Source organism: Streptomyces sp. ISL-36, assembly GCF_018614205.1.
In the GTDB taxonomy this organism is placed as follows: domain Bacteria; phylum Actinomycetota; class Actinomycetes; order Streptomycetales; family Streptomycetaceae; genus Streptomyces.
Map to the genome: position 1 here is coordinate 1 of NZ_JAGGOS010000065.1, position 16,236 is coordinate 16,236.

14 protein-coding genes are annotated in these 16,236 nt (G+C 70.6%); all 14 read left to right on the forward strand.

The genetic code is table 11. The annotated features are described in order from the left end of the window. Window positions 1-45: 45 nt before the first annotated feature. The 14 genes from J7E93_RS17610 to J7E93_RS17675 all read left to right on the forward strand — a co-directional run bounded on the left by J7E93_RS17610 (window position 46) and on the right by J7E93_RS17675 (window position 16,218). A complete protein-coding gene (locus J7E93_RS17610; RefSeq protein ID WP_308368702.1) occupies window positions 46-2,019 on the forward strand; it encodes a penicillin-binding transpeptidase domain-containing protein in 1,974 nt (657 codons plus the stop codon). A 15-nt stretch (window positions 2,020-2,034) separates the two neighbouring features. Further along, window positions 2,035-3,690 carry a UDP-N-acetylmuramoyl-L-alanyl-D-glutamate--2,6-diaminopimelate ligase gene (locus tag J7E93_RS17615; RefSeq protein WP_215070479.1) on the forward strand — a complete coding sequence of 552 codons (1,656 nt, stop codon included), beginning with the start codon at window positions 2,035-2,037 and terminating at the stop codon, window positions 3,688-3,690. Between the two features lie 3 nt (window positions 3,691-3,693). After that, window positions 3,694-5,118: a UDP-N-acetylmuramoyl-tripeptide--D-alanyl-D-alanine ligase gene (gene murF, locus J7E93_RS17620; RefSeq protein WP_215070481.1), complete on the forward strand. Its 1,425-nt coding sequence runs from the start codon at window positions 3,694-3,696 to the stop codon at window positions 5,116-5,118. Then, a complete protein-coding gene (mraY, locus tag J7E93_RS17625) occupies window positions 5,115-6,185 on the forward strand; it encodes a phospho-N-acetylmuramoyl-pentapeptide-transferase (RefSeq protein WP_215070483.1) in 1,071 nt (356 codons plus the stop codon). The genes murF and mraY overlap by 4 nt, the downstream gene beginning before the upstream one ends. Next, on the forward strand, window positions 6,167-7,606 hold the full coding sequence (gene murD, locus J7E93_RS17630) for a UDP-N-acetylmuramoyl-L-alanine--D-glutamate ligase (RefSeq protein ID WP_215070485.1): 1,440 nt from the start codon (window positions 6,167-6,169) through the stop codon (window positions 7,604-7,606). The genes mraY and murD overlap by 19 nt, the downstream gene beginning before the upstream one ends. Before the next feature lie 54 nt (window positions 7,607-7,660). Next, window positions 7,661-9,001 carry a putative lipid II flippase FtsW gene (gene ftsW, locus J7E93_RS17635; protein ID WP_215070487.1) on the forward strand — a complete coding sequence of 447 codons (1,341 nt, stop codon included), beginning with the start codon at window positions 7,661-7,663 and terminating at the stop codon, window positions 8,999-9,001. 6 nt (window positions 9,002-9,007) lie between these two features. After that, on the forward strand, window positions 9,008-10,102 hold the full coding sequence (gene murG / locus J7E93_RS17640) for an undecaprenyldiphospho-muramoylpentapeptide beta-N-acetylglucosaminyltransferase (protein ID WP_215070489.1): 1,095 nt from the start codon (window positions 9,008-9,010) through the stop codon (window positions 10,100-10,102). A 28-nt stretch (window positions 10,103-10,130) separates the two neighbouring features. Next, window positions 10,131-10,934, forward strand: a complete 804-nt coding sequence (locus J7E93_RS17645) for an FtsQ-type POTRA domain-containing protein (protein WP_215070491.1) — start codon at window positions 10,131-10,133, stop codon at window positions 10,932-10,934. Between the two features lie 279 nt (window positions 10,935-11,213). Then, window positions 11,214-12,428 (forward strand): cell division protein FtsZ, encoded by a 1,215-nt coding sequence (gene ftsZ, locus J7E93_RS17650; RefSeq protein WP_215070493.1) that lies wholly within the window; start codon window positions 11,214-11,216, stop codon window positions 12,426-12,428. After that, window positions 12,425-13,156: a peptidoglycan editing factor PgeF gene (gene pgeF / locus J7E93_RS17655; protein WP_215070495.1), complete on the forward strand. Its 732-nt coding sequence runs from the start codon at window positions 12,425-12,427 to the stop codon at window positions 13,154-13,156. The genes ftsZ and pgeF overlap by 4 nt, the downstream gene beginning before the upstream one ends. Before the next feature lie 16 nt (window positions 13,157-13,172). Next, window positions 13,173-13,892 (forward strand): YggS family pyridoxal phosphate-dependent enzyme, encoded by a 720-nt coding sequence (locus tag J7E93_RS17660; RefSeq protein ID WP_215070544.1) that lies wholly within the window; start codon window positions 13,173-13,175, stop codon window positions 13,890-13,892. A gap of 124 nt (window positions 13,893-14,016) precedes the next feature. Beyond that, the gene (locus J7E93_RS17665; RefSeq protein WP_215070497.1) at window positions 14,017-14,643 is read left to right on the forward strand and encodes a cell division protein SepF; all 627 of its coding nucleotides are present in this window, start codon (window positions 14,017-14,019) and stop codon (window positions 14,641-14,643) included. A 77-nt stretch (window positions 14,644-14,720) separates the two neighbouring features. Next, window positions 14,721-15,011, forward strand: coding sequence for a YggT family protein (locus tag J7E93_RS17670; RefSeq protein WP_019885526.1), 291 nt, complete (start codon window positions 14,721-14,723; stop codon window positions 15,009-15,011). Window positions 15,012-15,066: 55 nt separating this feature from the next. After that, entirely contained in the window at window positions 15,067-16,218 is a 1,152-nt protein-coding gene (locus J7E93_RS17675; protein WP_215070499.1) for a DivIVA domain-containing protein, read from the forward strand. The last annotated feature ends 18 nt before the right edge of the window (window positions 16,219-16,236 follow it).

Consider the following 16,236-nt stretch of genomic DNA (forward strand, 5'->3'; position numbering starts at 1 on the left):
CGCCACGACCGCGCCCGCCCCGACGACCTCCGGCAGGTGACCGAAGTGCCTCCCAAGGAGCCCCCGCGCCGCCAGGTGCCCGGCCCCGCCCGGCCCTCGCGTCCCCGGCCCGCCGCCGGCCGCCCCACCCAGCCCGCGCGGCCGGCCCCGCGCCGTACCTCCCGGCCGCCCGTCCGGCCCAAGCCGCGCACCATCCGGCTCGGCAGCCCCAAGCCCCGGCTCCGACTGGTCTCCCTCGGCCTGACCCTCGTGATGGTGGCGTTCGTCGCCCGCCTGCTCCAGGTGCAGGCCGTCGACGCCAGCGCGCTGGCCGCCAAGGCGGAGGCCCACCGCTACCAGGAGTACACGCTCTCCGCGGACCGGGGCGAGATCACCGACCGCGCTGGGATCGCCCTGGCCGCCAGCGTCGACGCGTACGACATCACGGCCGATCCCAAGCTCTTCACACCCGAGGAGAGCAAGCTGCGGGACGCCCCCGAGCAGGCCGCCGCCCTCCTCGCGCCGCTCCTGGGCAAGGAGCCCGCCGAGCTGGCCAAGAAGCTCCGCACCCCCGACTCCCGCTACACCCTGCTCGCCCGCAAGCAGACCCCGCAGGTCTGGAACCAGATCAAGGACCTGAAGAAGGTCTACGAGCAGAAGGCCAAGCCCGCCGAGGGCGGCAACGGGATCAACCTGCTCGGCGGCATCCTCAGCGAGCCCTCCACCAAGCGGGTGTACCCCAACGGGGAGCTCGCCGCCGGAATACTGGGCTACGTCAACGCGGAGGGCCGCGGCGCCGGCGGCCTGGAGTCCATGCTCGACAAGGAGCTGGCGGGCAAGGACGGCAAGATCAGGTTCGCCCAGTCGGGCGGACGGCGGGTCCCCACCGCGGGCTCCGAGGGAAGCCCGGCGGTGCCCGGCTCCGACATCGAGCTGACCATCGACCGGGACATCCAGTGGGCCGCCCAGCAGGCCATCACCGAGCAGGTACGGAAGTCCAGGGCCGACCGCGGGTACGTCATCGTGCAGAACACCAGGACCGGCGAGGTCCTCGCCATGGCCAACGCACCCGGCTTCGACCCCAACGACCTGTCCGCGGCCAACGCCGCGGCCATGGGCAACGCGGCCCTCCAGGACGCCTACGAACCCGGCTCCACCAGCAAGGTCATGTCCATGGCCGCCGTCCTGGAGGAGGGCGTCGCGACCCCCGGCACGCACGTCACCGTCCCCAACCGGCTGCACCGGGGCGACCGTCTCTTCAAGGACGACATCGACCACCGCACCTGGTACCTCACCCTCAACGGCGTCCTCGCCAAGTCCAGCAACATCGGCACGATCCTCGCCACCGGCCAGCTCGGCCGCACCCAGGCCGAGTCGAACCGGGTCCTCCACACGTACCTGCGCAAGTTCGGCATCGGCAGCCCCACCGGGCTCGGCTACCCCGGCGAGACCTCGGGCATCCTGGCCAAGCCCCAGAACTGGTCGACCTCGCAGCAGTACACGATCCCCTTCGGCCAGGGCCTCTCCGTCAACGCCATGCAGGCCGCCTCGGTCTACTCGACCATCGCCAACGGCGGCGTACGGATCGAACCCACGCTCGTCCGCGGCATCAGGGGACCCGACGGACGGTTCACCGCCGCACCCGCGCCGAAACAGACCCGGGTGGTGAGCGAGAAGACGGCCAGAACCCTCGCCCAGATGCTGGAGTCCGTGGTCGGCGACGAGGAGGGCACCGGCACCAGGGCCCGTATCCCCGGCTACCGGGTCGCGGGCAAGACCGGAACCGCCAACCGCGTCGACCCCGAACTCGGCCGCTACAAGGGCTACACCGCCTCCTTCGCGGGCTTCGCGCCCGCGGACGACCCGCAGATCACCGTCTACTGCGCCATCCAGAACCCCACCAAGGGGGACTACTACGGCGGCAAGATCTGCGGACCCATCTACAAGAAGGTCATGGAGTTCGCGCTCAAGACGCTCCACGTCGCCCCGACGGGCAGCGAGCCCGCCCGGATGCCGGTGACCTTCCAGGCCAGTGAGTGACACTCGGGAGCACCAGTGACGACGATCACCCCCGATTCCGGGAACCGGAAATCGAACTCCGCCGACTCCCGGGCCTCTTTTGGCCCCGCGGCGGGTCAGCCCGGTACGCTCACCGCCGTGCCACACGCTGATCAGTACCGAACCACCCCGCCCCGCCCGGAGCAGGCCCGCCCGACACCCCTGGGCGACCTGGCCACCCGGCTCGGGATCGAGACGCCCGGCGGCGGCCGTGTCGACGTATCGGGCATCACCCACGACTCGCGGGCCGTCCGCCCCGGGGACGTGTACGCGGCCCTGCCCGGCGCCCGGCTGCACGGCGCGGACTTCGCCGACCAGGCCGCCGGCCTCGGCGCGGTCGCCGTCCTCACCGACCCGGCGGGCGCCGAGCGCGCCGCCGCGACCGGCCTGCCGGTCCTGGTCGTCGAGGATCCACGCGGCCGCATGGGTGAGCTCGCCGCCGAGATCTACGGCCGGCCCGGCACGGACCTGCTCCAGATCGGCATCACCGGCACCTCCGGCAAGACCACCACGGCCTACCTCGTCGAAGGCGGCCTCAAGGCGGCCGGCCACCGGACCGGGCTCATCGGCACGGTCGAGATGCGGATCGGCGACGAGCGCATCAAGTCGGAGCGCACGACCCCCGAAGCCACCGACCTGCAGGCCCTCTTCGCCGTCATGCGCGAGCGCGGGGTCACCTCGGTCGCCATGGAGGTCTCCAGCCACGCCCTCGTGCTCGGCCGGGTCGACGGCTGCGTCTTCGACGTCGCCGTCTTCAACAACCTCAGCCCGGAGCACATGGAGTTCCACTCCGGCATGGAGGACTACTTCGCCGCCAAGGCGCAGCTGTTCACGCCGGAACGCAGCAAACAGGGCGTGGTGAACCTCGACGACGCCTACGGCCGCAGGCTGGTGAAGGAGGCCTCCGTACCGGTCGTCACCTTCTCCGCCGAGGGCAACCCGGACGCCGACTGGCGCGCCGAGGACGTCGAACTCGGCGCGGTCGGATCGACCTTCACCGTCGTCGGCCCGCAGGGCGAGCGGTTCCCCGCCACCGCCCCGCTCCCCGGCCCGTTCAACGTCGCCAACTCCCTCGCCGCGATCGTCACGCTCGCCGTCGCCGGGCTCGACCCGCGGACCGCCGCCGAGGGGGTCGCCGCCGTCCCCGGCGTGCCGGGCCGCCTGGAGCGCGTCGACGCCGGCCAGCCGTACCTCGCGGTCGTCGACTACGCCCACAAGACCGACGCCGTCGAATCGGTCCTGCGCTCGCTGCGGAAGGTCACCGAGGGCAGGATCCACATCGTGCTCGGCTGCGGCGGCGACCGCGACATCACCAAACGCGGCCCGATGGGCGCCGCCGCGGCGCGCCTCGCCGACACCGCCGTACTGACCTCGGACAACCCCCGCTCCGAGGACCCCCTCGCGATCCTCGCCGCGATGCTCGCGGGCGCCGCCGAAGTGCCCGCGCACGAGCGCGGCGACGTGCTGGTCGACGCCGACCGGGCCGCCGCCGTCGCCGCGGCCGTGGCCCGCGCACAGCCCGGCGACACCGTGCTCGTCGCCGGCAAGGGCCATGAACAGGGCCAGGACATCGCCGGTGTGGTCCGCCCCTTCGACGACCGCCAGGTCCTGCGCGAAGCGATTGAACGCAGCCTCAAGAACAGTCAGGGATAAGTTGTGATCGCCCTCTCCCTCGCCGAGATCACCGAAATCGTCGGCGGGCAGTCGTACGACATACCGGATCCGGCCGTCCTGATCACGGGCCCCGTCGTCATCGACTCCCGTGAGGTGAAGACCGGCAGCCTGTTCGCCGCCTTCGCCGGCGAACAGGTCGACGGCCACGACTACGCGCAACGTGCCGTCGAGGCGGGTGCGGCAGCCGTGCTGGCCGCCCGCCCCGTCGGCGTACCCGCCATCGTCGTGGACGACGTCCAGACGGCGCTCGGCGCCCTCGCCCGCCACGTCGTCGAACGCCTCGGCACCGACGTCGTCGCCCTCACCGGCTCGGCGGGCAAGACCTCCACCAAGGACCTGATCGCCCAGGTCCTGCAGCACCACGGCCCGACCGTGTGGACGCCCGGCTCGCTCAACAACGAGATCGGCCTCCCGCTGACGGCGCTGCGCGCGAGCGACGAGACCCAGCACCTGGTCCTCGAGATGGGCGCCCGCGGCATCGGTCACATCCGCTACCTCACCGGACTGACCCCGCCGCGCATCGGACTCGTCCTGAACGTGGGCACCGCCCACATCGGCGAGTTCGGCGGACGCGAGCAGATCGCCCAGGCCAAGGGCGAACTCGTCGAAGCCCTTCCCTCGGCCGAGAAGGGCGGAGTGGCGGTCCTCAACGCCGACGACCCGCTCGTCCGGGCCATGGCCGCGCGGACCCAGGCGCGCGTGATCCGGTTCGGAGAGGCCGACGACGCCGACGTTCGTGCCGAGAATGTCCGGCTCACAGAGAACGGACAGCCCTCTTTCAGGCTTCACACACCCACCGGGTGCAGTGACGTGACCTTGCGCCTGTACGGTGAGCACCACGTGTCGAACGCGCTCGCCGCGGCCGCCGTCGCCCATGAGCTGGGCATGCCCGTCCACGAGATCGCCACCGCGCTCTCCGAGGCGGGCTCCCTGTCGCGCTGGCGCATGGAGGTCACCGAGCGTCCGGACGGCGTGACGATCGTCAACGACGCCTACAACGCGAACCCCGAGTCCATGCGAGCCGCCCTGCGCGCGCTCGCGGCCATGGGCCGGGCCGCACAGGCCCAGGGGGGCCGCACGTGGGCGGTGCTCGGCAAGATGGCCGAGCTCGGTGACGCATCGCTCGCCGAGCACGACGCGGTCGGACGGCTCGCCGTCCGGCTCAACGTCAGCAAGCTCGTCGCGGTCGGGGACAGGGAAGCGTCCTGGCTGCAACTGGGCGCATATAACGAGGGTTCGTGGGGTGAGGAGTCGGTGCACGTGTCCGACGCGCAGGCGGCGGTCGACCTGTTGCGCAGTGAGCTGCGCCCGGGAGACGTCGTCCTTGTGAAGGCTTCCAGGTCCGTCGGCCTGGAACAGGTCGCCCTGGCCCTCCTCGACTCCGAGAGCGAGGTCTCGGGCCGATGAGGCAGATCCTCTTCGCGGGGGCCATCGGGCTCTTCCTGACCCTGATCGGGACTCCGCTGCTCATCAAGCTGCTTGCCCGCAAGGGGTACGGGCAGTTCATCCGGGACGACGGCCCGCGCGGCCACGCCGGGAAGAAGGGGACGCCCACCATGGGCGGCATCTCCTTCATCCTGGCCACGCTCATCGCGTACGCGCTCGCCAAGGTCATCACCGGTGAAGACCCCACGTACTCCGGTGTGCTGGTCCTCTTCCTGATGGCCGGCATGGGCCTGGTCGGCTTCCTCGACGACTACATCAAGATCGTCAAGCAGCGGTCGCTGGGTCTGCGGGCCAAGGCGAAGATGGCCGGCCAGCTGATCGTCGGCATCGCCTTCGCGGTGCTCGCCCTGCAGTTCGCCGATCTGCGCGGACTGACCCCGGCCTCCACGAAGCTCTCCTTCATCGCCGACTTCGGCTGGTCCATCGGGCCGGTGCTCTTCGTGGTCTGGGCTCTCTTCATGATCCTGGCCATGTCGAACGGCGTGAACCTGACGGACGGTCTGGACGGCCTGGCCACCGGCGCGTCGGTGATGGTCTTCGGCGCGTACACGTTCATCGGGCTGTGGCAGTTCCAGGAGTCCTGCGCCAACGCGATGGACCTGACCAACCCCAACGCCTGCTTCGAGGTGCGCGACCCGCTCGACCTCGCGGTCGTCGCCTCCGCGCTGATGGGTGCCTGCTTCGGCTTCCTGTGGTGGAACACCTCGCCCGCCAAGATCTTCATGGGCGACACCGGTTCGCTGGCCCTCGGCGGCGCGCTCGCCGGTCTCGCCATCTGCTCCCGTACGGAGCTGCTGATCGCCCTGCTCGGCGGCCTGTTCGTGCTGATCACCATGTCGGTGGTCATCCAGGTCGGCTCGTTCAAGATGACCGGCAAGCGCGTCTTCCGGATGGCGCCCCTGCAGCACCACTTCGAGCTCAAGGGGTGGTCCGAAGTCCTCGTGGTGGTCCGGTTCTGGATCATCCAGGGCATGTGCGTGATCGTCGGCCTCGGTCTCTTCTACGCGGGATGGGCATCCGAAAAGTGAGCGATCAGCTGGACTGGCAGGGCAAGAACGTCACCGTCGCCGGGCTCGGGGTGAGCGGCATTCCCGCCGCCCGGGTCCTGCACGGCCTCGGCGCGGTCGTGACCGTCGTCAACGACGGCGACGACGAGCGCTCCCGGGCGCAGGCCGCCGAACTGGAGGCCGAGGGGATCACCGTCCGCCTCGGCGACGGGGCGACCCTGCCGTCCGGCACCGAGCTGATCGTCACCACCCCCGGCTGGCAGCCCGACAAGCCCCTGTTCGCGGCCGCCGCCGAGGCGGGCGTCCCGGTGTGGGGCGACGTCGAGCTGGCCTGGCGGCTCAGGGGCCCGGAAGCGGCGCCCTGGCTCGCGGTCACCGGCACCAACGGCAAGACCACGACCGTACGGATGCTCGCCTCCATCCTGGAGGCGGCCGGGCTGCGGACCGCGGCCGTCGGCAACATCGGCGTCTCGCTCCTCGACGCCGTCCTCGGCGACGAGACGTACGACGTGCTCGCCGTCGAGCTCTCCAGCTACCAGCTCCACTGGGCACCGAGCCTGCGCGCCCATTCGGCCGCCGTGCTCAACCTGGCGCCCGACCACCTCGACTGGCACGGCTCCATGGAGGCGTACGCCGCCGCCAAGGGCCGTATCTACGAGGGCAACACCGTCGCCTGCGTCTACAACGCCGCCGACAAGGCGACCGAGGACCTGGTCCGTGAGGCCGACGTCGAGGAGGGTTGCCGGGCGATCGGCTTCACCCTCGCCACCCCCGGCCCCTCCCAGCTCGGTGTGGTCGAGGGCATCCTCGTCGACCGGGCCTTCGTCGAGAACCGGCAGAAGCAGGCCCAGGAACTCGCCGAGGTCGCCGACGTCCAGCCCCCGGCCCCGCACAACATCGCCAACGCGCTCGCCGCGGCGGCCCTGGCCCGCGCCTTCGGCGTCGAGCCGAAGGCCGTACGGGACGGGCTGCGCGCCTTCCGGCCCGACCCGCACCGGATCGAGCTGGTCGAGGACATCGAGGGCGTGGTGTACGTCGACGACTCCAAGGCCACCAACACCCACGCCGCGGAAGCCTCGTTGGCGGCCTACGACCCGATCGTCTGGATCGCCGGTGGCCTCGCCAAGGGCGCGACCTTCGACGAGCTGGTCCAGAAGTCGGCGGCGCGCCTGCGCGGGGTCGTGCTGATCGGCGCCGACCGTGCGCTGATCCGCGAAGCCCTGGCGCGACACGCCCCCGAGGTCCCGGTGGTGGACCTCGACCGGACCGACACTGGGGCGATGTCTGCGGCGGTCCAGGAGGCGGCTGGGCTCGCCCGGCCGGGTGACACGGTTCTGCTGGCCCCGGCCTGCGCCTCGATGGACATGTTCACCAATTACAACAAGCGTGGCGAGGCGTTCGCGGACGCGGTCCGCGCCCTCGCCGCCACCGGGCGCGCCTGACCTGACCAGCAACAGGTCCGGCGGAGCCGGGCACGACTGGAGGGGACAGCGACCATGCCGAGCAGAACCGCCGGGACTCGTCGGCCCTCCGCCGTACGCGGCGGAGGCCGCGTTCCCGCAGCTTCGCGGGGCCCCCGCGGCGAGGCGGTACGGCGGACGTACGAGCGGGCGCGCCGGGCCTGGGACCGGCCGCTGACGGCGTACTACGTCATCCTCGGCGCGGGGCTGCTCATCACCACGCTCGGCCTCGTGATGGTCTATTCGGCGTCCATGATCACGGCGCTGCGGTACGACCTCGTGCCGTCGTACTTCTTCCGCAAGCAGTTCTTCGCCGCGGTCCTCGGCACCGGCCTGCTCCTGGTGGCCTCCCGGATGCCGGTCAAGCTGCACCGGGCGCTCGCGTACCCGATCCTGGTCGGCGCGGTCTTCCTGATGGTGCTCGTGCAGATCCCGGGGATAGGGCGTGCCGTCGGCGGCAACCAGAACTGGATCTCGCTGGGCGGGCCGTTCATGCTGCAGCCCAGCGAGTTCGGCAAGCTTGCGCTGATCCTGTGGGGGGCCGACCTGCTCGCCCGCAAGCAGGACATGAAACTGCTCACCCAGTGGAAGCACATGCTGGTGCCGCTGGTCCCCGGGGCCTTTCTGCTGCTCGGGCTGATCATGCTCGGCGGCGACATGGGGACGGCGATCGTCCTCACGGCCATCCTCTTCGGCCTGCTGTGGACGGCCGGCGCGCCCACCCGGCTCTTCGTCGGGGTGCTCACCGTCGCGGGAACGATCGGTTTTCTGCTGATCAGGACCAGCGAGAACCGGATGAAGCGATTCGCCTGCATCGGCGCCACCGACCCCGGGGGAGAGGGTGCCCCCTGTCTCCAGGCGGCGCACGGAATCTATGCTCTGGCCTCGGGCGGATGGTTCGGTTCCGGCCTGGGTGCGAGTGTGGAGAAATGGGGTCAACTTCCCGAAGCGCACACCGACTTCATCTTCGCCGTCACCGGGGAGGAACTGGGTCTTGCGGGGACGCTGTCGGTACTCGCCCTGTTCGCGGCTCTAGGCTATGCGGGTATCCGCGTGGCCGGACGCACGGAGGACCCCTTCGTGAGGTACGCCGCGGGAGGTGTGACCACCTGGATCACGGCCCAGGCCGTGGTCAACATCGGTGCGGTGCTCGGCCTGCTGCCGATCGCCGGAGTCCCGCTCCCGCTGTTCTCCTACGGAGGGTCGGCCCTGCTGCCGACCATGTTCGCCGTCGGGCTCCTCATCGCCTTCGCGCGACAGGAACCCGCCGCGAAAGCGGCCTTGGCCATGCGGCGCCCCGGCTGGGGTAGGCGGGCCGGGGTGAGATGGAAGTCGATGCGACGGCGCGTCAAGAAGCGTCCGTCCGGAGAGCGGTGAATTTCGGTGCATGTCGTACTCGCCGGCGGGGGGACCGCCGGCCACATCGAGCCGGCGCTGGCCCTCGCGGACGCCCTGCGCAGGCAGGACCCGAGCGTGGGAATCACGGCGCTCGGCACGGAGAAGGGCCTGGAGACCCGGCTCGTGCCCGAGCGGGGCTACGAGCTGGCCCTCATCCCCGCCGTGCCCCTGCCGCGCAAGCCCACCCCGGAGCTGATCACCGTCCCCGGGCGGCTGCGCGGCACCATCAAGGCAGCCGAGCAGATCCTGGAGCGCACCAAGGCGGACTGCGTGGTCGGCTTCGGTGGCTACGTGGCGCTGCCCGGCTACCTCGCCGCCAAGCGGCTCGGGGTGCCGATCGTCGTGCACGAGGCCAACGCCCGGCCGGGCCTGGCCAACAAGATCGGCTCGCGGTACGCGGCCGGGGTCGGCGTCGCCACGCCGGACTCCAAGCTCCGTAACGCCCGTTACATCGGCATTCCGCTGCGGCACACCATCGCCACCCTCGACCGGGCGCGGGTCCGGCCCGAGGCGCGGGCCGCGTTCGGACTCGACCCGAACCTGCCGACGCTGCTGGTCTCCGGCGGCTCGCAGGGCGCACGCCGGCTCAACGAGGTCATCCAGCAGATCGCTCCGGTGCTCCAGCGCTCGGGCATCCAGATCCTGCACGCGGTCGGCCCGAAGAACGAAGTGCCGCGTGTCGACAACATGCCCGGAATGCCGCCGTACGTGCCGGTACCGTACGTGGACCGGATGGATCTCGCGTACGCCGCCGCCGACATGATGCTCTGCCGCGCGGGCGCGATGACCGTCGCCGAACTCTCCGCCGTCGGGCTGCCCGCCGCCTATGTCCCGCTGCCGATCGGCAACGGGGAACAGCGGCTCAACGCCCAGCCGGTGGTCAAGGCCGGCGGTGGTCTGCTGGTCGACGACGCGGAGCTGACGCCGCAGTGGGTCCAGGGCAACGTCCTGCCCGTGCTCGCCGATCCGCACCGGTTGTACGAGATGTCCCGCGCCGCCGCCGAGTTCGGCCGCAGGGACGCCGACGACCTGCTCGTCGGCATGGTGTACGAGGCGATCGCCGCACGCCGCCAGGCGTAGGCGGGCAGCGGAAGGCAGGGACGCCAGCGTGGCAGCCGGACCGACGACAGCCGAGAAGAGCGGCACGAGCAGGCCCAAGGGTTCGTCGGAGCGGTCGGCCCGGCCGGGCACCCGGAATTCTCGATTCCGGGTGCCCGGTCCGCGTGTGCTGCTGAGCGCCCTCGCGCTGACCGTGCTCGTGGCCGGCGGACTGTGGGCGCTCTACGGCTCCTCCTGGCTGCGTGTGGAACATGTGAAGACTTCCGGCACGCGGGTTCTGACGGTCCGTGAGGTGGAGGCGGTGGCCGCCGTACCGATCGGATCCCCCCTCGTCTCCGTCGACATCGGCGGGATCGAAGCGCGACTGCGGCAGAAACTGCCCCGGATCGACACGGTGGAGGTCGTCCGCTCCTGGCCGCACGGAATCGGTCTGAAAGTGACGGAACGACAGCCGGTTCTGGTAGTGGAAAAGGGCGGAAAGTTCACGGAAGTGGACTCCACGGGAACTCGATTCGCCACGGTGGACAAAGCGCCCCGAGGTGTACCGAAACTCGTCCTGGACATCGGCTCCTCGCCGAGCCTGCGGCGCTTCGACGCCGACCGGCTGATGCGCGAGGCGGTGCGCGCGACGGGCGAACTCCCCGAGAAAGTCGCCCGGAACACTCGTGTCGTCCGCGTCACCTCGTACGACTCCCTCACCCTGGAACTCGACGGGGGCCGCACGGTCTTCTGGGGCAGTGGTGAGGACGGCGCCGTCAAGGCGCGGGTCCTCACGGCGCTGATGAAGGCGATGCCCAAAGCGGGACACTTCGATGTAAGCGCCCCCACAGCCCCCGCCGCGTCCGGGAGTTGACGCCCATCACCGCTGGCCAGCACCCTGGTTGGCCAGGGCTCCGGGTGATCACATAGGGTGAAAAGAAAAACGGGAGGTTCGGCGTGTTCGTTGAACGTGCGCCACTTGTCGACTTAGTGTCCTGTTCGGAAGAGTCCAGCGAACAGAGACACTGGTAACCCTAAACTTCAACGTTAGGGTTTGGGTCGGCGTTTCGGACCGTCCCATCGGCATCCGTCGGCGCAGCGCGACTAGCACCGCGAAGCGACGACACGTAACTCGAGGCGAGAGGCCTTCGACGTGGCAGCACCGCAGAACTACCTCGCAGTCATCAAGGTCATCGGTGTCGGCGGCGGTGGTGTCAATGCCATCAACCGAATGATCGAGGTCGGTCTCAAGGGCGTCGAGTTCATCGCGATCAACACCGACGCGCAAGCGCTGTTGATGAGCGACGCCGACGTCAAGCTCGACGTCGGCCGTGAACTCACCCGCGGCCTCGGGGCCGGGGCGAACCCGGCCGTCGGTCGCAAGGCGGCAGAGGACCACCGTGAGGAGATCGAGGAGGTCCTCAAGGGGGCCGACATGGTCTTCGTCACCGCAGGCGAAGGCGGCGGCACCGGCACCGGCGGCGCACCCGTCGTCGCCAACATCGCACGCTCCCTCGGCGCCCTGACGATCGGTGTGGTCACCCGGCCGTTCACCTTCGAGGGACGCCGTCGGGCCAACCAGGCGGAGGACGGCATCGCCGAGCTCCGCGAAGAGGTCGACACCCTCATCGTCATCCCGAACGACCGGCTGCTCTCGATCTCGGACCGCCAGGTCTCCGTGCTCGACGCCTTCAAGTCGGCCGACCAGGTGCTGCTGAGCGGTGTGCAGGGCATCACCGACCTCATCACCACCCCCGGCCTGATCAACCTCGACTTCGCCGACGTCAAGTCGGTCATGTCCGAGGCCGGTTCGGCCCTCATGGGCATCGGCTCCGCCCGCGGCGACGACCGCGCGGTGGCCGCCGCCGAGATGGCGATCTCCTCGCCGCTCCTCGAGGCGTCCATCGACGGCGCCCGCGGCGTGCTGCTCTCCATCTCCGGCGGCTCGGACCTCGGCCTCTTCGAGATCAACGAGGCCGCGCAGCTGGTGAGCGAGGCCGCCCACCCCGAGGCCAACATCATCTTCGGCGCCGTCATCGACGACGCCCTGGGCGACGAGGTGCGGGTCACGGTCATCGCGGCCGGCTTCGACGGCGGCCAGCCGCCGGCCCGCCGGGACAACATCCTCAGCTCGGCCTCCGCCAAGCGCGAGGAGCCGGCCCCCGCGCCGCGCGTCACCGAGAACCCGCGTCCCCTCGGCGGCCTGGGCACCGTCGCCCCCCGGGACGAGCCGGCCACCCCGGCCGAGTCGGCCCCGGCGGTCAACGAGACCTCGCTGCCGCCGGTCACCCCGCCGGTGGTCCCGCCGGCCCGCCCGTACCCGGACACCGCGGCCGAAGAGCTGGATGTCCCGGACTTCCTGAAGTGATAGACCGGCTGGAGCCCGTGAACGGCGCGCACTTCGCTTTCACCGACAGGTGGGGCGGGGTGAGCGCCGTTCCGTACGAGGAGCTCAACCTCGGCGGCGCGGTCGGGGACGACCCCGAGGCCGTACGGACCAACCGGGCCCGGGCCGCCACCGCTCTGGGACTCGACCCCGGTCGGGTCGTCTGGATGAACCAGGTGCACGGATCCGATGTCGCGGTGGTCGACGGGCCCTGGCCGGCCGACCGGGACATCCCGTCGGTGGACGCGATCGTCACCACCCGGCGCGGACTCGCCCTCGCGGTCCTCACCGCCGACTGCACCCCGGTCCTCCTCGCCGATCCCGTCGCCGGAGTCGTGGCCGCGGCCCACGCCGGACGGCCGGGGATGGTGGCCGGGGTCGTCCCGGCCGCGGTGAAGGCCATGATCGAACTCGGCGCCGACCCCGCCCGGATCAGCGCCCGTACCGGTCCCGCCGTCTGCGGGCGCTGCTACGAAGTGCCGGAGGCGATGCGCGCCGAGGTTGCGGAGACCGAACCGGCGGCCTGGGCCGAGACGAGCTGGGGGACCCCCGCCGTCGACGTCACCGCCGGAGTGCACGCCCAGCTCGAACGGCTCGGTGTCACCGACCGCCGGGCCGGCGAGGTCTGCACCCGCGAGTCGGGCGACCACTACTCGTACCGCCGCGATCGCACCACGGGGCGACTCGCGGGATATGTCTGGTTGGACTGAGAGAGACATGACGGGCATGACGGGCCGCAAGGCCGAACTCGCCGAGAATCTGGCGCGCGTGGAGGAACGTATCGCCGCCGCCTGCTCGGCAGCCGGTCGCAAGCGGGAGGATGTGACCCTCATCGTGGTCACGAAGACCTACCCCGCGAGCGATGTGAGACTCCTTCACGAACTCGGCGTACGGAACGTCGCCGAGAACCGGGACCAGGACGCCGCTCCCAAGGCCGCCGCCTGCGCGGATCTGGACCTCCGCTGGCACTTCGTCGGCCAGTTGCAGACCAACAAGGTCCGATCTGTGACGAGTTATGCGGATGTCGTGCAGTCCGTCGACCGCTTGAAGCTCGTCACCGCTCTGTCGGCGGCGGCGGAGAAGGCCGGGCGCGAGCTCGGCTGTCTCGTCCAGGTCGCGCTCGACGCCGAGTCGGGTGAGCGGGGCGAGCGGGGCGGCGTGGCTCCGGACGGCATCGAGGAGTTGGCGGCGGCCGTGGACGCGGCACCCGGACTGCGGCTCGACGGACTGATGGCCGTCGCGCCGCTCGCCGGTCCGTTCGCGGGGCGGCAACGGGCCGCGTTCGATCGGCTGATGGATTTGTCGACTGTCCTGCGCGCGACCCGTCCGGCTGCGAACATGGTGTCAGCAGGCATGAGTGCGGACCTCGAAGAGGCCGTGGCGGCCGGAGCGACACATGTGCGCATCGGTACGGCGGTACTGGGTGTCCGCCCCAGGCTCGGGTAACGTCGCGAAGCAAGTCGGACCACAGCAGAAAATATGGTCATTTCCGCCAATAGGCGGGCAGACCTCGTGGATCGCGGGCACTTGGTGACGATGCCGATCCACCACAGAGCGGAGGACTCAGAGAATGGCCGGCGCGATGCGCAAGATGGCGGTCTACCTCGGCCTCGTGGAGGACGATGGGTACGACGGCCGGGGATTCGACCCCGACGACGACTTCGAACCCGAGCTGGAACCGGAACCCGAGCGGCGCCACCAGCCTCCGCGTCAGGTGGAGCGCGAGGAGCCGGTGCGGGTGATGCAGCCTCCCGCCCAGCGTGATCGCGAGCGCGAGCCGGTCGCCCATTCCGCCCCGCTATCCGCCGAAAGTGGACGTCCGGCACGAATTGCCCCCGTGGCATCCATCACACCCGAACGTCCGAGCATGGAGAAGAACGCACCCGTGATCATGCCCAAGGTCGTGTCCGAGCGGGAGCCGTACCGCATCACCACGCTGCACCCGCGGACCTACAACGAGGCCCGTACCATCGGGGAACACTTCCGTGAGGGCACCCCGGTGATCATGAACCTCACGGAGATGGACGACACGGACGCGAAGCGACTTGTCGACTTTGCCGCCGGACTCGTCTTCGGGCTCCATGGCAGCATTGAGCGCGTGACGCAGAAGGTGTTCCTGTTGTCGCCTGCTAACGTCGATGTCACGGCGGAGGACAAGGCCCGCATCGCAGAGGGCGGATTCTTCAACCAGAGCTGAGAACACGACACCGGAACGGACCGGCCGCGAGGCCGGTCGAGCGAGAGCACGAGAGCCAGGGGAGAGGGAAGCGCGGGATGGGCGTCGCACTACAAGTGGTCTACATCGCTCTGATGTGCTTCCTCATCGTGCTGATCTTCCGATTGGTCATGGATTACGTCTTCCAGTTCGCCCGGTCATGGCAACCCGGTAAGGCGATGGTGGTCGTTCTGGAGGCCACCTACACTGTCACCGATCCACCGCTCAAGCTTCTGCGGCGGTTCATCCCGCCGTTGCGTCTCGGGGGCGTGGCACTCGACCTGTCCTTCTTCGTTCTGATGATCATCGTCTACATCCTGATCTCCATCGTGAGCAGCTTCGCGAGGTGAATGTGGACGATACGGTCTTGCCGACTGCCGACGACTACGTAGAGGTGAAGAAGAGATGCCGCTGACCCCCGAGGACGTGCGGAACAAGCAGTTCACGACCGTCCGCCTTCGAGAAGGCTATGACGAGGACGAGGTCGATGCCTTCCTCGACGAGGTCGAAGCCGAACTGAACCGCCTGCTCCGCGAGAACGAGGATCTGCGCGCCAAGCTGGCCGCCGCGACGCGTGCCGCCGCGCAGAACCAGCAGCAGGGCATGCGCAAGCCGCCGGAGCAGCAGGATCGTCCCGTCGGTCCCGGCGCCCCCGTGCCCGCCGCCATATCCGGTCCGCCGGTCCAGCAGCAGCCCCCGCAGATGGGCCCGCCGCAGCTGCCGTCCGGTGCCCCGCAGCTCCCTGCCGGCCCCGGTGGCCACGGCCCCGGCCCGATGCAGGGTGGCCCCATGGGCGGCCCCGGTCAGATGCAGGGTGGCCAGATGCAGGGTGGCCAGATGCAGGGCGGCCCGATGCAGGGTGGCCCCATGCAGGGCGGCCCCATGGGTCAGCAGATGGGCGGCCCCATGGGTCACCCCCAGCAGCAGATGCAGCAGCAGCTGCCGCAGCCGGGCCAGGGCCCGGGCGGTGACAGCGCCGCGCGTGTGCTCTCGCTGGCCCAGCAGACGGCCGACCAGGCGATCGCGGAGGCCCGTTCCGAGGCCAACAAGATCGTCGGCGAGGCCCGTTCGCGCGCCGAGGGCCTGGAGCGGGACGCCCGCGCCAAGGCCGACGCGCTGGAGCGGGACGCGCAGGAGAAGCACCGCGTCGCGATGGGCTCGCTGGAGTCCGCCCGCGCCACGCTGGAGCGCAAGGTCGAGGACCTGCGCGGCTTCGAGCGCGAGTACCGCACGCGTCTGAAGTCCTACCTCGAGTCGCAGCTGCGCCAGCTGGAGACCCAGGCCGACGACTCGCTGGCTCCGCCGCGGACGCCGGCCACGGCCTCCCTGCCGCCGTCGCCCTCGATGGCCTCGGCAGGCGCGAGCGCCCCGTCGTACGGCAACGGCACGATGGGCGGCGGGCCGTCCATGGGCGGTGCCCCGTCCTACGGTGGCCAGCAGCAGATGTCTCCGGCGATGACCCAGCCGATGGCACCGGTGCGGCCGCAGGCGCCGCAGCCGATGCAGCAGGCGCCGGCGCCGATGCGTGGCTTCCTGATCGACGAGGACGACAACTGACGGCGGCAGGCCGCGCGA